Here is a 13,485-nt window from a genome sequence, read left to right on the forward strand (position 1 = left end):
ATCTTATTCTTCGTGCTGGTTAATTAGAATGCGGGGTTCGTGACACGCTTACGTTCGAAATTAGTAAGCGAAGCCCTAACCAAATTTGGGTCGGTGAACCAGCTAATGAACTTATTTGGCAACTTGGGTGGGTAACTTTGTATAACTGACATTTAAGACTGATTCTCAATGCGTAGCATTTTTACTAGGTATTACGTCAAGTATCAAAGTACGTTCTTGGGAACGTGTAGACCAGTAGGGTAAACATCTAACACGCAACTATGGCGCCAATAGCAATTTGTAACTACATGACTCTTAAGTACTTTCACGTCTTCGTTTGAAATCTAATGCCATATCAGGTTCCTACTGCCACAAAGCCAGCAGAAACACAAAAAGCCCAATCCCAAGCGTGACCTTTAGAAGTAAGCCAAGAGGGGCTCCACCTTTTGGCGCTTTATTGCAACATCCCATCATCGTTTCCTCATTCATCGTTAGATTCATTTCACCTTAAACCTTTACCTTACGGTAAGGTCAATGCATTTGTTTACGTCGAATTTCAGAAAACAAAAAGGCGAACCATTTGGTTCGCCTTTTGTTATGTTTCACTGCTTAGCGCCGCTACGAATTAGTCTTCGTAGTTGTCGATGCTTGGGCAAGAACAGATTAGGTTACGGTCGCCGTATACGTTGTCTACACGGTTAACTGTTGGCCAGTACTTCGAGTTCTTGGTTGCTTTCGATGGGAAGCAACCAAGTTCACGAGAGTAAGGGCGATCCCATTCTGCGCCAGCTAGATCAACTTGTGTGTGCGGTGCGTTCACTAGAGGGTTGTTGTCTAGTGGCCATTCACCGTTTTTCACTGCTGCCATTTCGTGACGGATTGCGATCATCGCTTCACAGAAACGGTCTAGCTCTTCTAAATCTTCTGATTCAGTTGGCTCTACCATTAGCGTGCCAGCTACTGGGAAAGACATAGTTGGCGCGTGGAAACCGAAGTCCATTAGACGCTTAGCAATATCTTCTTCGCTGATGCCTGTGTCTTCTTTAAGTGGACGAATATCGATAATACATTCGTGCGCTACGCGGCCGTTAGTGCCACGGTAAAGAACAGGGTAGTGAGGACGCAGTTTTTCCATCACGTAGTTCGCGTTCAGAATCGCTACTTTAGTCGCGTCTGTTAGGCCAGGTTCGCCCATCATTGCGATGTAAGCCCAAGAGATAGGTAGGATTGACGCACTACCTAAATCTGCTGCTGATACTGCGTAGTCAGAACCTTGAACACCATTTTCGATGTGGCCTGGTAGGAAAGGTGCTAGGTGCGATTTAACACCGATTGGACCCATACCCGGACCGCCGCCACCGTGTGGGATACAGAATGTTTTGTGTAGGTTCAAGTGGGATACGTCTGAACCAATGAAGCCAGGCGAAGTTAAACCTACTTGAGCGTTCATGTTCGCGCCGTCTAGGTAAACCTGACCGCCCGCTGCGTGTACTTGTTCACACACTTCTTTCACTTGCTCTTCGTATACGCCGTGCGTAGAAGGGTAAGTGATCATGATGCTTGATAGGTTGTCTTTGTGCTTCTCGATTTTCGCTGCTAGGTCTGTCATGTCGATGTTGCCATCTTCATCACACTTAACAACCACTACCTTCATTGAAACCATTGATGCTGTTGCAGGGTTAGTACCGTGCGCCGAGCTTGGAATCAGACAAACGTTACGGTGACCTTCACCGCGGCTTGCGTGGTAGCGTTGAATCGCGATTAGACCTGCGTATTCGCCAGATGCTCCAGAGTTAGGCTGTAGTGAGAAATCGTCGTAACCGGTGATTTCACATAGCTTCTCTTTAAGATCTTTTGCTAGTGCTGTGTAACCCGCCGCTTGCTCTAGAGGTGCGAATGGGTGAATTGAACCAAACTCAGGCCATGTTACTGGAATCATCTCAGCAGCAGCGTTCAGCTTCATCGTACAGCTGCCCAGTGGGATCATGCCGTGCGTTAGTGAGAAGTCTTTGTTCTCAAGCTGTTTTAGGTAACGCATCATTTGCGTTTCGCTGTGGTGCGTGTTGAACACTGGGTGAGTTAGGAACTCTGATTCACGACGACAGTTTTCTGGAATTGCCGCAAACTCATTTGATGCAATGTCAGAAGATAGCGCTTGAACGTCTTCTTTTACGTCGAAGATAGCGAATAGGGCATTCACGTCGTCGACTGTGGTTGTTTCATCTAAGCTGATACCGATCTTACCTTTAAGAAGGCGCAAGTTGATGTCTGCTGCTTGTGCTTTCGCGTACAGTGCATCTGTCTTCTCTTCAGAGTTGATTGTGATGGTATCGAAGAAGCTGTTGTTTGTTAGCTCGTAACCCGCTTTAGTCAGGCCAGCCGCTAGGATAGCTGTCATGTGGTGTGTACGACGAGCGATAGTACGTAGGCCTTCTGCACCGTGGTAAACCGCGTAGAAAGACGCCATGTTTGCTAGAAGTGCTTGAGCTGTACAGATGTTCGATGTCGCTTTCTCGCGGCGGATGTGTTGCTCACGAGTTTGCATTGCCATACGTAGCGCTTGGTTACCGTGAGTATCGATAGAAACACCGATTACACGACCTGGCATTGTACGCTTATGCTTTTCACGAGTACCCATGAATGCAGCGTGTGGACCGCCGTACCCCATAGGAACGCCGAAACGTTGTGCTGAACCGATTACTACGTCTGCGCCCATTTCGCCAGCAGGCTTAAGTAGAGCAGATGCGAGTAGGTCAGTAGCAACGGTTACTAGAGTTTTGTTTGCTTGAGCTTTCGCAATGATGTCTGTTAGGTCACGAACTTCGCCCGTTGTACCAGGGTATTGAACTAATGCACCAAATACGTCTTGCTCTGGAAGTGTTTCAAGAGCGCCAACCATTACTTCAAAACCGATGTACTCAGCACGAGTTTTAACAACTTCTAGTGTTTGAGGGTGGACATCGTCAGCAACGAAGAATACTTTGCTCTTGCTTTTACCAGCACGCTTACACAGTGTCATTGCTTCGCCAGCCGCTGTCGCTTCATCAAGAAGTGATGCGTTTGCGATTTCCATACCTGTAAGGTCCATTACCATTTGTTGGTAATTTAGTAGAGCTTCAAGACGACCTTGAGAGATCTCTGGTTGGTATGGTGTGTAAGCTGTGTACCAGCCTGGGTTCTCTAAAACGTTACGTAGAATAACGTTTGGAGTGAATGTGTTGTAGTAGCCTTGGCCAATGAAAGTACGTTTCACTTGGTTTAGGTTAGCGATCTCTTTAAGAGAGGCCAGCATGTCCATTTCGCTTAGTGGCGCAGCAAGTGTCATTGGTTTTTCAAGACGGATTTGTGCAGGAACCGTTTCGTCGATCAGTGCGTCTAGGCTAGTCGCGTTGATCGCTTCAAGCATTTTTTGCTGGTCTGCTTTATTTGGGCCGTTATGACGAGCAACAAACTCGTTTTGAGTACCCAGGTCTTTCAGTAATTGGCTTTGAAGTAATTCAGTCATGATATGTTCTACTTTCTCTCTGGAGCCGTGAGCTAGCCCCTAAAATTAAGCTGCTCAAAAGAGCAGCTTTATCGTAATGAGGTTACCTATTAGTCTTCTTCGATAGAGCTTAGGTATTCTTCCGCATCTTTAAGGTTGTCTAGTTCAGACGCATCAGACATCTTCACTTTAACAATCCAGCCACCTTCATAAGGTTCTTCGTTGATTAGCTCTGGGCTATCTTCTAATTCTTCGTTGATTTCTACGATTTCGCCAGAGATTGGTGCGTAGATATCAGAAGCAGCTTTCACTGACTCAACTAGAGAGAAGCTTTCGCCAGCTTCGATTTCGTCGTCAGTGTCAGGCAGGTCAACAAACACAACGTCACCTAGCATCTCTTGAGCGTGCTCAGAAATACCGATAGTTACAGTACCGTCACCGTTGTCTTTTACCCACTCGTGGCTGTCTGCAAACTTTAGTGTATTGTCCATTGCTTATTCTCCAAAAATTTATGAGGTTTTAATTTAAATCTTAAAAACGGTTTAACGGTAAAGAGGGAAGCGCTTGCAAAGCTCTTTAACTTGCTTGCGAACACGTTGCTCAACTTCAGCATTGCCTTCAGGGCTTTCAACTAAGCCATCAAGTACATCGCCGATCCATTCACCGATAAGTTTGAATTCTTCAGTGCCAAAACCACGAGTGGTCCCAGCTGGCGTGCCTAAACGGATACCAGAAGTAATCAAAGGCTTCTCTGTATCGAATGGTATGCCATTTTTGTTACATGTGATCCCTGCACGCTCTAATGCCTCTTCAGTTACGTTACCTTTCAAGCCCTTAGGACGAAGGTCAACCAGCATTAGGTGCGTGTCTGTTCCGCCAGTCACAATGTCACAACCGCGAGTTTGCAACACTTCAGCAAGAACTTTTGCGTTGTCGATCACTGAATCAATATAAGTATTAAATTCTGGGCCAAGTGCTTCGCCAAATGCTACTGCTTTAGCCGCGATAACGTGCATTAGTGGGCCGCCTTGTAGGCCAGGGAACACTGCAGAATTGATCTTTTTGTTGATGTCTTCGTGGTTAGTCAGAATCATACCGCCGCGTGGGCCACGAAGTGTCTTGTGCGTTGTTGTCGTAACAACGTGAGCGTGTGGTAGTGGGCTAGGGTGAGCTCCTGTCGCAATAAGACCCGCGATGTGTGCCATATCGACCATTAGGATTGCGCCAACTTCGTCAGCGATTTCACGGAACTTAGCGAAATCGATAACGCGTGGGATAGCACTACCACCAGCAATAATCATTTTAGGTTGGCTTTCGATAGCTAAAGCGCGAACTGCTTCGTAATCGATTTCAAGAGTGTCGCGGTCTACGCCGTATTGAACTGCGTTGAACCATTTACCAGACATTGCAGGACGTGCACCGTGTGTAAGGTGACCACCAGAGTCAAGAGACATACCTAGGATAGTGTCGCCAGGTTGAAGTAGGGCAAGTTTAACTGCGCCGTTCGCTTGAGCACCTGAGTGAGGTTGTACGTTCGCGTATTCACACTTGAATAGCTGTTTAGCACGTTCAATCGCAATAGCTTCTACTGTATCTACGTGCTCACAACCACCGTAGTAACGACGACCTGGGTAGCCTTCTGCGTATTTGTTGGTAAGGCAAGTGCCTTGAGCTTGCATTACTGCTTTAGAAACGATGTTCTCAGAAGCAATAAGTTCGATTTGTTCGTTTTGACGAGTGTTCTCTGCTTGGATTCCAGCAAATACTGCGTCGTCAGTCGCAGATAGGTTCGTAGAGAAAAAACTGTCTAAGCTATGGTTTTGATAAGCGTTCATTGTCGAGACCTTTCATTAAGCTAATGGTGATTGTTTTTATAGTCCATTAGGTCTTACGTTGATTTCTGCATCGGTATCGTTTGCGTTATATAGGTGTATAAATAGTGCGTTGCTTCTTATTTATACGACCATAGCGTCAAAGCGATCGTTGTAGGGTCAATGCAGCACGAATTGGTTCCCAAAAATTTCGGGTAAAAAACAGCTCTTACAAATGTTAAATCTATCACTTGCTGCAAGCTGAAGTAGCATCTCTTCATCTAACAAGTCGATAACATAGCTCCGATAAAATCAATTTTCAACAAAAATTTCCAATAGGAAACAGATTTTCTCGTTTTGCTACAGGGAGCACGCTTTATTTCCCTGTGTGCTCTTTAATCAACAAAGCGCTTCATGCAACAATGAAATCAATAGACAGGAAGTAAGAAATGAATGAGGGACCTATGTCAGAAGACATTTATGATGAGTACCCATCTTTAACGTTGGCGAAAGAGACGTTAGATCAGAATATCGAACCACTTAGGCTCGGCCAGCGTATTAAAGATATCCGCAGCAAGCTGGGCATTACGTTAGAAGAGGCGAGCCAACGTACTGGTTTGGCGCGCTCTACGCTGAGTAAAATCGAGAACGAACAAATCTCACCGACGTTCCAAGCGATGCAGAAATTGGCTATGGGTTTGCAAATTGATATGCCGCAACTCTTTGAGCCACCAAGAAAAAAGGTTGCCACAGGACGTCGTGACTTAACTAAAGCAGGTCAGGGCAAACCTCACCCAACTCCGACTTACGAGCATGAACTGCTCGCGACAGAACTTTCGAATAAGAAGATGATGCCGTTCAAGAGCCGAGTGAGAGCACGCACCTTTGAAGAGTATAACGATTGGGTTCGCCACGATGGTGAGGAGTTCTTGATGGTGATCTCTGGTGATGTGATGTTCTACTCAGAATTCTATGAGCCGGTACCCATGAGCGAAGGTGACAGCATGTATTACGACGCCAACATGGGGCATATGTTGATTTCTACTAGTACAGAAGATGCACTGATTTTGTGGGTGACTGCAAAATAAGTTAACAAAGTTAGAATTTCTTATAGTGAATGCAAACGTTTGCTTTTGTTTCTAACGTTTGCCAAAAGACGCGATGTTGGTTTGAAAAGCATCAATATCGCGTTTTTGTATGCGACTGAAAGTTGTTTTTAAATTGTTAAATATCACATTTTGAGCTGTTTTAATCTTGTTAAGGGTGTAAAACTGACTCAGGCTTGTTTACTATAGTGAACACGGTTTACTCATGTTGATTGAAGTTTACTGAAGTGAATTCTTAGAAAGTGAGTTGTAGAGTTTTTGTACTGCTGTCTGTTTTTATAACGCTAGCTTTATAAACCTATATAAAAGACATCACTTTTTACTATCTACTGTTTCTAACGGTAATCACTATCGTTAGGGCGACTCTAAATAGAGATATAAGCGGCAGATTCGATTTGGAAAGCCTGCAACGCTTCATGGAGAATAAAATGACTCAAGAACACGCTAATCAAGACCTACTAAAAACACCTCTGCATGCACTTCACGTTGAAGTCGGCGCAAAAATGGTTCCTTTTGCTGGCTACGACATGCCAGTTCAGTATCCACTAGGTGTAAAGAAAGAGCACTTACACACTCGTGACGCTGCTGGTCTTTTTGATGTTTCTCACATGGGGCAACTGCGTCTACACGGTGAAAATGCAGCCGCTGTTTTAGAATCTCTGGTTCCAGTAGATATTATCGACCTGCCTTCTGGTAAGCAGCGCTACGCCTTCTTTACTAATGAACAGGGCGGCATCATGGATGATCTTATGGTTGCTAACCTTGGCGATCACCTATTTGTTGTTGTGAACGCGGCGTGTAAAACACAAGATATCGACCACCTAACGGCTCACCTTCCTGCAGACGTAGAAATGGAAGTGATTGATGACCGCGCTCTATTAGCACTTCAAGGTCCGAAAGCGTCTGAAGTTCTGGCTCGTTTCCAACCAAGCGTTGCAGACATGCTGTTCATGGATGTTCAAAAAGTCGATATCGACGGCGTAGAGTGCATCGTAAGCCGCAGTGGTTATACCGGTGAAGATGGCTACGAAATCTCAGTACCGAACGATCACGCTGAAGCACTTGCTCGTAAACTAACATCAGAAGCAGAAGTAGAGTGGATTGGCCTTGGTGCTCGTGACTCACTTCGTCTTGAGTGTGGTCTATGTCTGTACGGTCACGATCTAGATACAACAACAACGCCGGTAGAAGCTAGCCTTTTATGGGGTATCCAAAAAGTGCGTCGTACTGACGGTGAACGTGCAGGCGGTTTCCCTGGCGCTGATATCATCCTTGAGCAAATCGCGACTAAAGACGTTCAACGCAAGCGTGTTGGTCTTGTTGGTCAGACTAAAGCACCAGTACGTGAAGGCGCTGAGCTGTTCGATGCTGAAGACAACAAGATTGGCGTTGTAACAAGTGGTACTGCGGGTCCTAACGCGGGCAAGCCTGTTTCTATGGCTTACGTTCGTACTGACCTAGCGGTTATTGGCACTGAAGTATTCGCTGAAGTTCGTGGCAAGAAGCTACCAATGACAGTAGAAAAAATGCCATTCGTACCTCAGCGTTACTATCGTGGCTAATCTCTTTTAAGAGAAACCACTAAGCTAAATGAAAGCCTATTGTTTGCTTCTCTTTATTGGGAAGCCTAACGGTAGGCTTTTTTGATTTTGGTAGCGTATGTCTTTGGTAACGTATTGCTTTTAACGTTACCCACTAACAACGGTTACTTAAAATTCGTTTATAAAATGAGATATGTGGCGATATCGTTACAAATACTTACTATAATCACGATTGTGACGTGTTATGGTGATGATTCATCATTTTTGTAAATAAGTAGTAGGGGTTACAAGGAGTTAACTATGAACGTAAACCATACAATGAGTCCGGTTCGTAAAGCCGTTTTAGGGCTTTTAGCGCCATTAATTTACACATCAAGTGTTATGGCAACGGAAAACACGGACGAAAGTACTCCTGATGTGGGTGTAACACCCTATATTGTGAATGGTAGCGACGCTTCAGTCACGGAATTTCCTTCGATGGCAAGCTTGTTCATTGATCGTATTGATTATGACGGTGTTTACTCAACAGGCCCTTACTGTGGTGCGACAATTTTAGATAACTATCATGTACTGACTGCTGCACACTGTATTTATGGTGATGAGAATGCTCAACTTTTCACGGTAGTTGTTCCTCAATTGGAAGATACTTCTCTATTCCCTAACGGTAGCATCCAGAAAGTACGAGTATCTGAGGTGTATTATCGAACGGATTATTCAAACAGTATCAATCAACTATTAAGAAATGATATTGCGATTTTAAAGTTAGAAGCTTCTCTTAACCTTCAATCCTCAGCTGAAACTGTTATCCCTCAATTTGATACATACCTTAATGCTGCGAATGATTTCGTTGCAGTTGGCCATGGTGACATCGAGACTGATGTTGATGGTACGACATTGCTACAACAAGTTGACCTGACATATGTTGATACTCTTAATTGTAAAGCTGTTTTCGGTCCGTTAGTCACTGATAAACAAATTTGTTTCAACGGTAACGGACCGAATAATGGCTTATACGGGGGTACATGCCAAGGCGATTCTGGTGGTCCGGTGTTTTGGAAAAATGGCTCTACATATGAACAGGTCGGTATAACGAGTTTTGGGCCGACTACTTGCGGTGATGACATCGGCGTAACATCTGTATTTACAGAGGTATATGATTATAAAGATTGGATTACGGATGTAACTAAAGGGGTAAATGATAGCACGGAAACTGTCCAGTTTACCGCGACAGAGGCAAAACGAGTTGCTGTTGCTGGGACAAGTGCGTCAACTGGCTCTGGTAGCAGTGGCGGAGGTATTTCATTTGGTTTGCTAGGGTTGCTGATGTTGATTGCTGGTGTTAGAAAAGCAGTTAAACGTTAGATCTTCAATGTTTTGAACAAGTCGACGCTTTATTTAAAGATAGCGTCGACTTTTTATTTTTTACTTTTGCAGGTGTGCAGTTGGTTAGTTGCTTGTAGAACTAGTTACTCAGCTCGATAACCGCTTTACGGCTGTATCTTTCTAGAATCTCATCCATCTCTTTTATCGCAGCATTGATGCTTTTAATCCCACCTTGAGCCACACCTTTTTCATTTTGGTTCAGAGCAGAAAAGGCCTGCTTCAATTCTTTCTCTTCCAACATACTTCCGTGCAGCAGCACTTCTTTGTAAGTGAGTAGCTTATGTTGTATTGCAATAATTTCTGGGCGGGGATTGTCTGATTCTAATGCGTGACTAATGCAAGGAAATGCCAATGTATAGCGATTCGCAATTTCCAATTTGACGTCTTTCTTATTCGCAATATGCAATTTTTATTATTTCCCAACACTTGAATACTCAAGTTACCTAGCCTGTACGTTCACAACTGATATCAGTGTGAAGGTTTATGAAACGTAACGGTTTTATCAAGCGAATAATATGCCTTTGATGGCTTATGTAAACCATCACAAGTCAATATGGTCTGCTTCTTGCTGAATTTAGGACATAACTGTCTTTTGAGGATGAGCTTATGTCACAAGAACCCATAATATTGGCGCTGATTGAGCGTAGGAAACAAGCCAACTTGTCTCAAGAAAAGTTAGCCTCGAGTGCAGGAATGAGCTTAAAAACCTATCAAAGGATTGAACGCGGAGAGGCGGACATCAAGATGTCTCAGTATCGTTCAATCACTAGAACCTTAAAAGTGACGGATTTGGATGTGGTGCTTGATATTGTTGGCGCATCACAAGTAACAGCGGAAGATGTAGCTGCGGTCAGTCGTCTGCTGACCAGCGAAGAGCGCCTGTTGTTGATCAAGCTGATTTTGTCGGTCAAAAAGAAGCAGTAGTCTTTCTTTCAAATAAACAGCGTAATAGATCGATTCGTTAGTCAAATTGACAGATACTTCTAGGGTAATGTGTTCTCTGAGGGCATGAAGCCATCAGCTCACTCTTCCACGCAGCTGTTTGGTGGTGCTTCTTTGTTTTTTGCTTTCTAAACGTCTTTTCTGAGAGCCACGCGTCGGCTTAGTTGCTCGTCTTACTTTTTGAACCTTTGTCGCTTCCAAGATCAATTCTTTCAAGCGCACTAAAGCATCATCTCGGTTTTGTTCCTGAGTTCTATACTGTTGCGCTTTAATGATAATCACACCGTCTTTGGTGATGCGGCTATCTTTGTGTGCGAGGAGCTTTTCTTTATAGAAGTCAGGTAGGGTAGAGTGCTTGATATCAAAACGTAAATGTATCGCGCTCGATACTTTATTGACGTTCTGACCGCCGGCTCCTTGTGCTCTGATCGCTGTTAACTGGAGTTCCCAGTCTTGAATCGAAACAGAGTTAGATATTTGTAACATAAACATCCATTTTGAACGGTAATATGGCGCCATGATACTGAATATTGGTTATGGTATCAGTAACTTTATTTAAGAGTGGTAGTAGTGATGAAAATAGATTTAACGGCATATGAAGGATTAATCTTTGATATGGACGGTACGTTGATCGATACAATGCCTGCACATGTAAAGGCGTGGGAGCGAACGGCTGAAGAGTTTGGCTTTCATTTTGAAGCGTCTTGGCTGCATAGCTTAGGTGGCATGCCGAGTTATAAGATAGCCGGTGAGGTGAACAGCAAATACGGTTTATCGCTCGACCCACAAGCGGTTTCTACGTTTAAAATGGCGTCGTTTGCGGCTATCGAAGACAAAGGAGACGTTATCCCTTGTACTCACTCTCTGTTGTTAGAGCATCTGGGTAACAAGAAGATTGCAGTCGGAACGGGCAGTCAACGTAAAAGTGCCGAACAGTTACTGGATAAGACAGAGATCTTGAGTAAGCTCGATATTCTCGTGACAGCAACAGACGTTAAGAATCACAAACCAAATCCGGATACTTTCTTAGATGCGTGTTTTGGTATGGGTTTGCAGCCAAAGCAGTGTGTTGTGTTTGAAGATACGAACCTAGGTAAGCAGGCTGCTCATGCTGCGAACATGGATTGTATTCTAGTGGTAGAGGGGAACAAACTAGAGTTCTATCCTGCACCAAGCTGATTGCAAGGATTGGGTTGTTAAACCGCCAAACTAATAGCCTAGCGGAACAATACTGATTTTCTGTTAGGCGATTTCGCTCATTTCGCTGTCTAGGAACAGGCACACACTGTTTCGACCTGCTGCTTTGGCTTCATAAAGTGCTAAATCGGCGCACTTGTAGCTAAGAGCAGGGTCGTTGGTCAGGTTGGTAATTCCACCACTGACCGTCACCACGTTATCGAGCTCAATACTGACTGCGATTCTCAATCTGTTAAGTACATACTCAGCTTCTTCTGTTGTGGTATGAGGCAGAATAACGCCAAACTCTTCGCCACCAATACGAGCCACAAAATCAGTTTCTCGGCACTCTCGTTGTAATACTTGAGCAACGGTTTGAATGACGCGATCTCCATAATCGTGACCAAATCTGTCGTTGATGCGTTTGAAGTGGTCTATGTCCAAAATCGCTAAACAAGACTGTTCGCGAGTAGGGTAACGATTAACACGAGAGCACTCATCTCGCAGCTCAAGATCGAATTTACGGCGGTTCCAACACCCAGCTAAGGCATCTTTTTCACTCAGGTTTCTCAGTTTGTTTTCTAGCTCTTTGTGTTTACTTATATCCACAAATGAAGCGACATAAAACTGAATCACGTCTTTCGAGTCTTTAATGGTTTGGATTCGCAATATTTCCGTGATCAAAGACCCGTCTTTACGACGATTAACCACTTCGCCTTCCCACATGCCTTTCTCTTTGATGATGCTCCACATCTTGATGTAGAACTCTTCGTTGTAGCGACCAGAGGCAAACATGGACGGTTGGCGGCCTTTTACGTCTTCTAACTCGTAGCCACTCACACGGGTGAACTCTTGGTTTACTTTGATGATTCGGTTGTTTCTGTCGGTAATCACCAAGGCAGACATGCCATTCATTGCGGCCTTAGCAAGTTGGCTCTCGATACTGTTCTTCTTGTGGTTGCTGTTCCACAATACGAAGCCAGCGGAGATCATCGAAATCAAGAAAGACAAGGTGATGATCTGAACGACGATCGCTTGTTTTTCTTGTCGGTATTGACTGCTGAACTGCTGATTTTCAATGTGAAGAACCATGTAAATAGGGCCTTCAAACTGTTTGATTTTAGGGCTGATGTCGGAATGAAAATACCAGTTCTCACCATCGAAATAGCTCGAAGATGTCTTGTCTTGAATCGCAGTCCAAAGCTCAGGGTATAACTTTGCGTAAGTCTGCTCTGAACGTGATTCAATTACATGTCCGAAAGATTCCGTAGGATCCGGCCCCATGATTATGTGTCCGGTTTTGTTGAGAATAATAGGAACAGCAGAAGATGCACCAATTTGATAGTGAAGGCGCTTATAAATCTCAAGCATGTTCAGGTTTGCGATGAAGTAACCAATAATGCGGTTGTTTTCAGCGACTGGCGTCATAATGCGTAGTGCTGGAATCAAAGGGCGAACGATCTCTCCGTTTTCGACTTCAAGATCAATACCGCGAGAGCTAATCTCACCAATCTTTAATTGCTGTAGTACCTCATAGTAATCACGCGAAGACTTGTTCTGCAGTTCACTATCTGGAACCACGATTGCTTGATTGTCTTTATAATTAACGCGAAACACTTCGTTGCCAGCTAGATCGAGGTAACGAAGCTGGGAATAGTATTTTTGGCCACGAGCTAACATCACCCAAAGATCTTGCAGGGTTTCTTTATGGATAATAGAAGGTTCTCGAATCGCTCGGAGTAGTGTTTGAGAGTCGGCGATTGAAGGAACAGAGTTAGATATTTGCTCAACAATAACAGCGAGTTCATGAAAGCTGTATTCGATTTGATTTTGGCTAGACTGCTTAATATTTAGAGTGTGCTGAGCATCAATTCTGTCAAGTTCAGAATTGATGTAGAGGGCAGGGACTAGTCCTAGGGCAAAGATGGTACATAGAAATTGGCTGACTAGTTTTTTTATACTTGTATTCATCGCTGTCCTCAAAGAATCAGCGCAATACTATATATTTTATAAGGTTTTTAATGTGATCTTGACCGAGAAGTTAAGACAAGATTCGCATATAA

The 13,485-nt window shown here is 44.1% G+C and carries 11 protein-coding genes; 5 read left to right on the forward strand and 6 right to left on the reverse strand.

Annotated features, from left to right (window positions below; all coding sequences use genetic code 11):
- Positions 1-604: 604 nt before the first annotated feature.
- The 3 genes from gcvP to AB6F11_RS12735 all read right to left on the reverse strand — a co-directional run bounded on the left by gcvP (position 605) and on the right by AB6F11_RS12735 (position 5,298).
- Complete coding sequence (gene gcvP, locus AB6F11_RS12725; RefSeq protein ID WP_102393223.1) at positions 605-3,484, reverse strand: aminomethyl-transferring glycine dehydrogenase; 2,880 nt, start codon at positions 3,482-3,484, stop codon at positions 605-607.
- Positions 3,485-3,573: 89 nt separating this feature from the next.
- Positions 3,574-3,954 (reverse strand): glycine cleavage system protein GcvH, encoded by a 381-nt coding sequence (gene gcvH, locus AB6F11_RS12730; protein ID WP_017072176.1) that lies wholly within the window; start codon positions 3,952-3,954, stop codon positions 3,574-3,576.
- Positions 3,955-4,005: 51 nt separating this feature from the next.
- A complete protein-coding gene (locus tag AB6F11_RS12735) occupies positions 4,006-5,298 on the reverse strand; it encodes a serine hydroxymethyltransferase (RefSeq protein WP_102393224.1) in 1,293 nt (430 codons plus the stop codon).
- A gap of 440 nt (positions 5,299-5,738) precedes the next feature.
- On the opposite strand from AB6F11_RS12735, the gene AB6F11_RS12740 reads away from it, so the two are divergent.
- The 3 genes from AB6F11_RS12740 to AB6F11_RS12750 all read left to right on the forward strand — a co-directional run bounded on the left by AB6F11_RS12740 (position 5,739) and on the right by AB6F11_RS12750 (position 9,283).
- Positions 5,739-6,362 carry a helix-turn-helix domain-containing protein gene (locus AB6F11_RS12740; RefSeq protein WP_017059847.1) on the forward strand — a complete coding sequence of 208 codons (624 nt, stop codon included), beginning with the start codon at positions 5,739-5,741 and terminating at the stop codon, positions 6,360-6,362.
- Positions 6,363-6,808: 446 nt separating this feature from the next.
- The gene (gene gcvT, locus AB6F11_RS12745) at positions 6,809-7,942 is read left to right on the forward strand and encodes a glycine cleavage system aminomethyltransferase GcvT (RefSeq protein WP_017072174.1); all 1,134 of its coding nucleotides are present in this window, start codon (positions 6,809-6,811) and stop codon (positions 7,940-7,942) included.
- A 279-nt stretch (positions 7,943-8,221) separates the two neighbouring features.
- The gene (locus AB6F11_RS12750; protein ID WP_102393225.1) at positions 8,222-9,283 is read left to right on the forward strand and encodes a trypsin-like serine protease; all 1,062 of its coding nucleotides are present in this window, start codon (positions 8,222-8,224) and stop codon (positions 9,281-9,283) included.
- A 100-nt stretch (positions 9,284-9,383) separates the two neighbouring features.
- On the opposite strand, the gene AB6F11_RS12755 is transcribed toward AB6F11_RS12750, so the two are convergent.
- On the reverse strand, positions 9,384-9,710 hold the full coding sequence (locus AB6F11_RS12755) for a hypothetical protein (RefSeq protein WP_102393226.1): 327 nt from the start codon (positions 9,708-9,710) through the stop codon (positions 9,384-9,386).
- A 200-nt stretch (positions 9,711-9,910) separates the two neighbouring features.
- Between AB6F11_RS12755 and AB6F11_RS12760 the strand changes: the two genes are divergently transcribed.
- On the forward strand, positions 9,911-10,228 hold the full coding sequence (locus tag AB6F11_RS12760) for a helix-turn-helix transcriptional regulator (protein WP_017059843.1): 318 nt from the start codon (positions 9,911-9,913) through the stop codon (positions 10,226-10,228).
- Positions 10,229-10,321: 93 nt separating this feature from the next.
- Here AB6F11_RS12760 and arfB read toward each other — a convergent pair whose 3' ends face one another.
- Complete coding sequence (gene arfB, locus AB6F11_RS12765) at positions 10,322-10,732, reverse strand: alternative ribosome rescue aminoacyl-tRNA hydrolase ArfB (RefSeq protein WP_017059842.1); 411 nt, start codon at positions 10,730-10,732, stop codon at positions 10,322-10,324.
- Positions 10,733-10,819: 87 nt separating this feature from the next.
- On the opposite strand from arfB, the gene AB6F11_RS12770 reads away from it, so the two are divergent.
- On the forward strand, positions 10,820-11,425 hold the full coding sequence (locus tag AB6F11_RS12770) for a beta-phosphoglucomutase family hydrolase (protein WP_017069882.1): 606 nt from the start codon (positions 10,820-10,822) through the stop codon (positions 11,423-11,425).
- A 63-nt stretch (positions 11,426-11,488) separates the two neighbouring features.
- On the opposite strand, the gene AB6F11_RS12775 is transcribed toward AB6F11_RS12770, so the two are convergent.
- Positions 11,489-13,393: a diguanylate cyclase gene (locus tag AB6F11_RS12775; RefSeq protein ID WP_102393227.1), complete on the reverse strand. Its 1,905-nt coding sequence runs from the start codon at positions 13,391-13,393 to the stop codon at positions 11,489-11,491.
- Between the last annotated feature and the right edge of the window lie 92 nt (positions 13,394-13,485).

It is taken from the genome of Vibrio sp. 10N.247.311.14, assembly GCF_041467715.1.
GTDB classification, from domain to species: domain Bacteria; phylum Pseudomonadota; class Gammaproteobacteria; order Enterobacterales; family Vibrionaceae; genus Vibrio; species Vibrio crassostreae_C.

Bases quoted from the DNA above. Each gene is read 5' to 3' on its own strand.
- AB6F11_RS12740 (WP_017059847.1), top strand. From the start codon at position 5,739: ATGTCAGAAGACATTTATGATGAGTACCCATCTTTAACGTTGGCGAAA.
- AB6F11_RS12775 (WP_102393227.1), bottom strand. From the start codon at position 13,393: ATGAATACAAGTATAAAAAAACTAGTCAGCCAATTTCTATGTACCATC.
- gcvH (WP_017072176.1), bottom strand. From the start codon at position 3,954: ATGGACAATACACTAAAGTTTGCAGACAGCCACGAGTGGGTAAAAGAC.
- AB6F11_RS12735 (WP_102393224.1), bottom strand. From the start codon at position 5,298: ATGAACGCTTATCAAAACCATAGCTTAGACAGTTTTTTCTCTACGAAC.
- AB6F11_RS12750 (WP_102393225.1), top strand. From the start codon at position 8,222: ATGAACGTAAACCATACAATGAGTCCGGTTCGTAAAGCCGTTTTAGGG.
- AB6F11_RS12760 (WP_017059843.1), top strand. From the start codon at position 9,911: ATGTCACAAGAACCCATAATATTGGCGCTGATTGAGCGTAGGAAACAA.
- gcvP (WP_102393223.1), bottom strand. From the start codon at position 3,484: ATGACTGAATTACTTCAAAGCCAATTACTGAAAGACCTGGGTACTCAA.
- AB6F11_RS12770 (WP_017069882.1), top strand. From the start codon at position 10,820: ATGAAAATAGATTTAACGGCATATGAAGGATTAATCTTTGATATGGAC.
- gcvT (WP_017072174.1), top strand. From the start codon at position 6,809: ATGACTCAAGAACACGCTAATCAAGACCTACTAAAAACACCTCTGCAT.
- arfB (WP_017059842.1), bottom strand. From the start codon at position 10,732: ATGTTACAAATATCTAACTCTGTTTCGATTCAAGACTGGGAACTCCAG.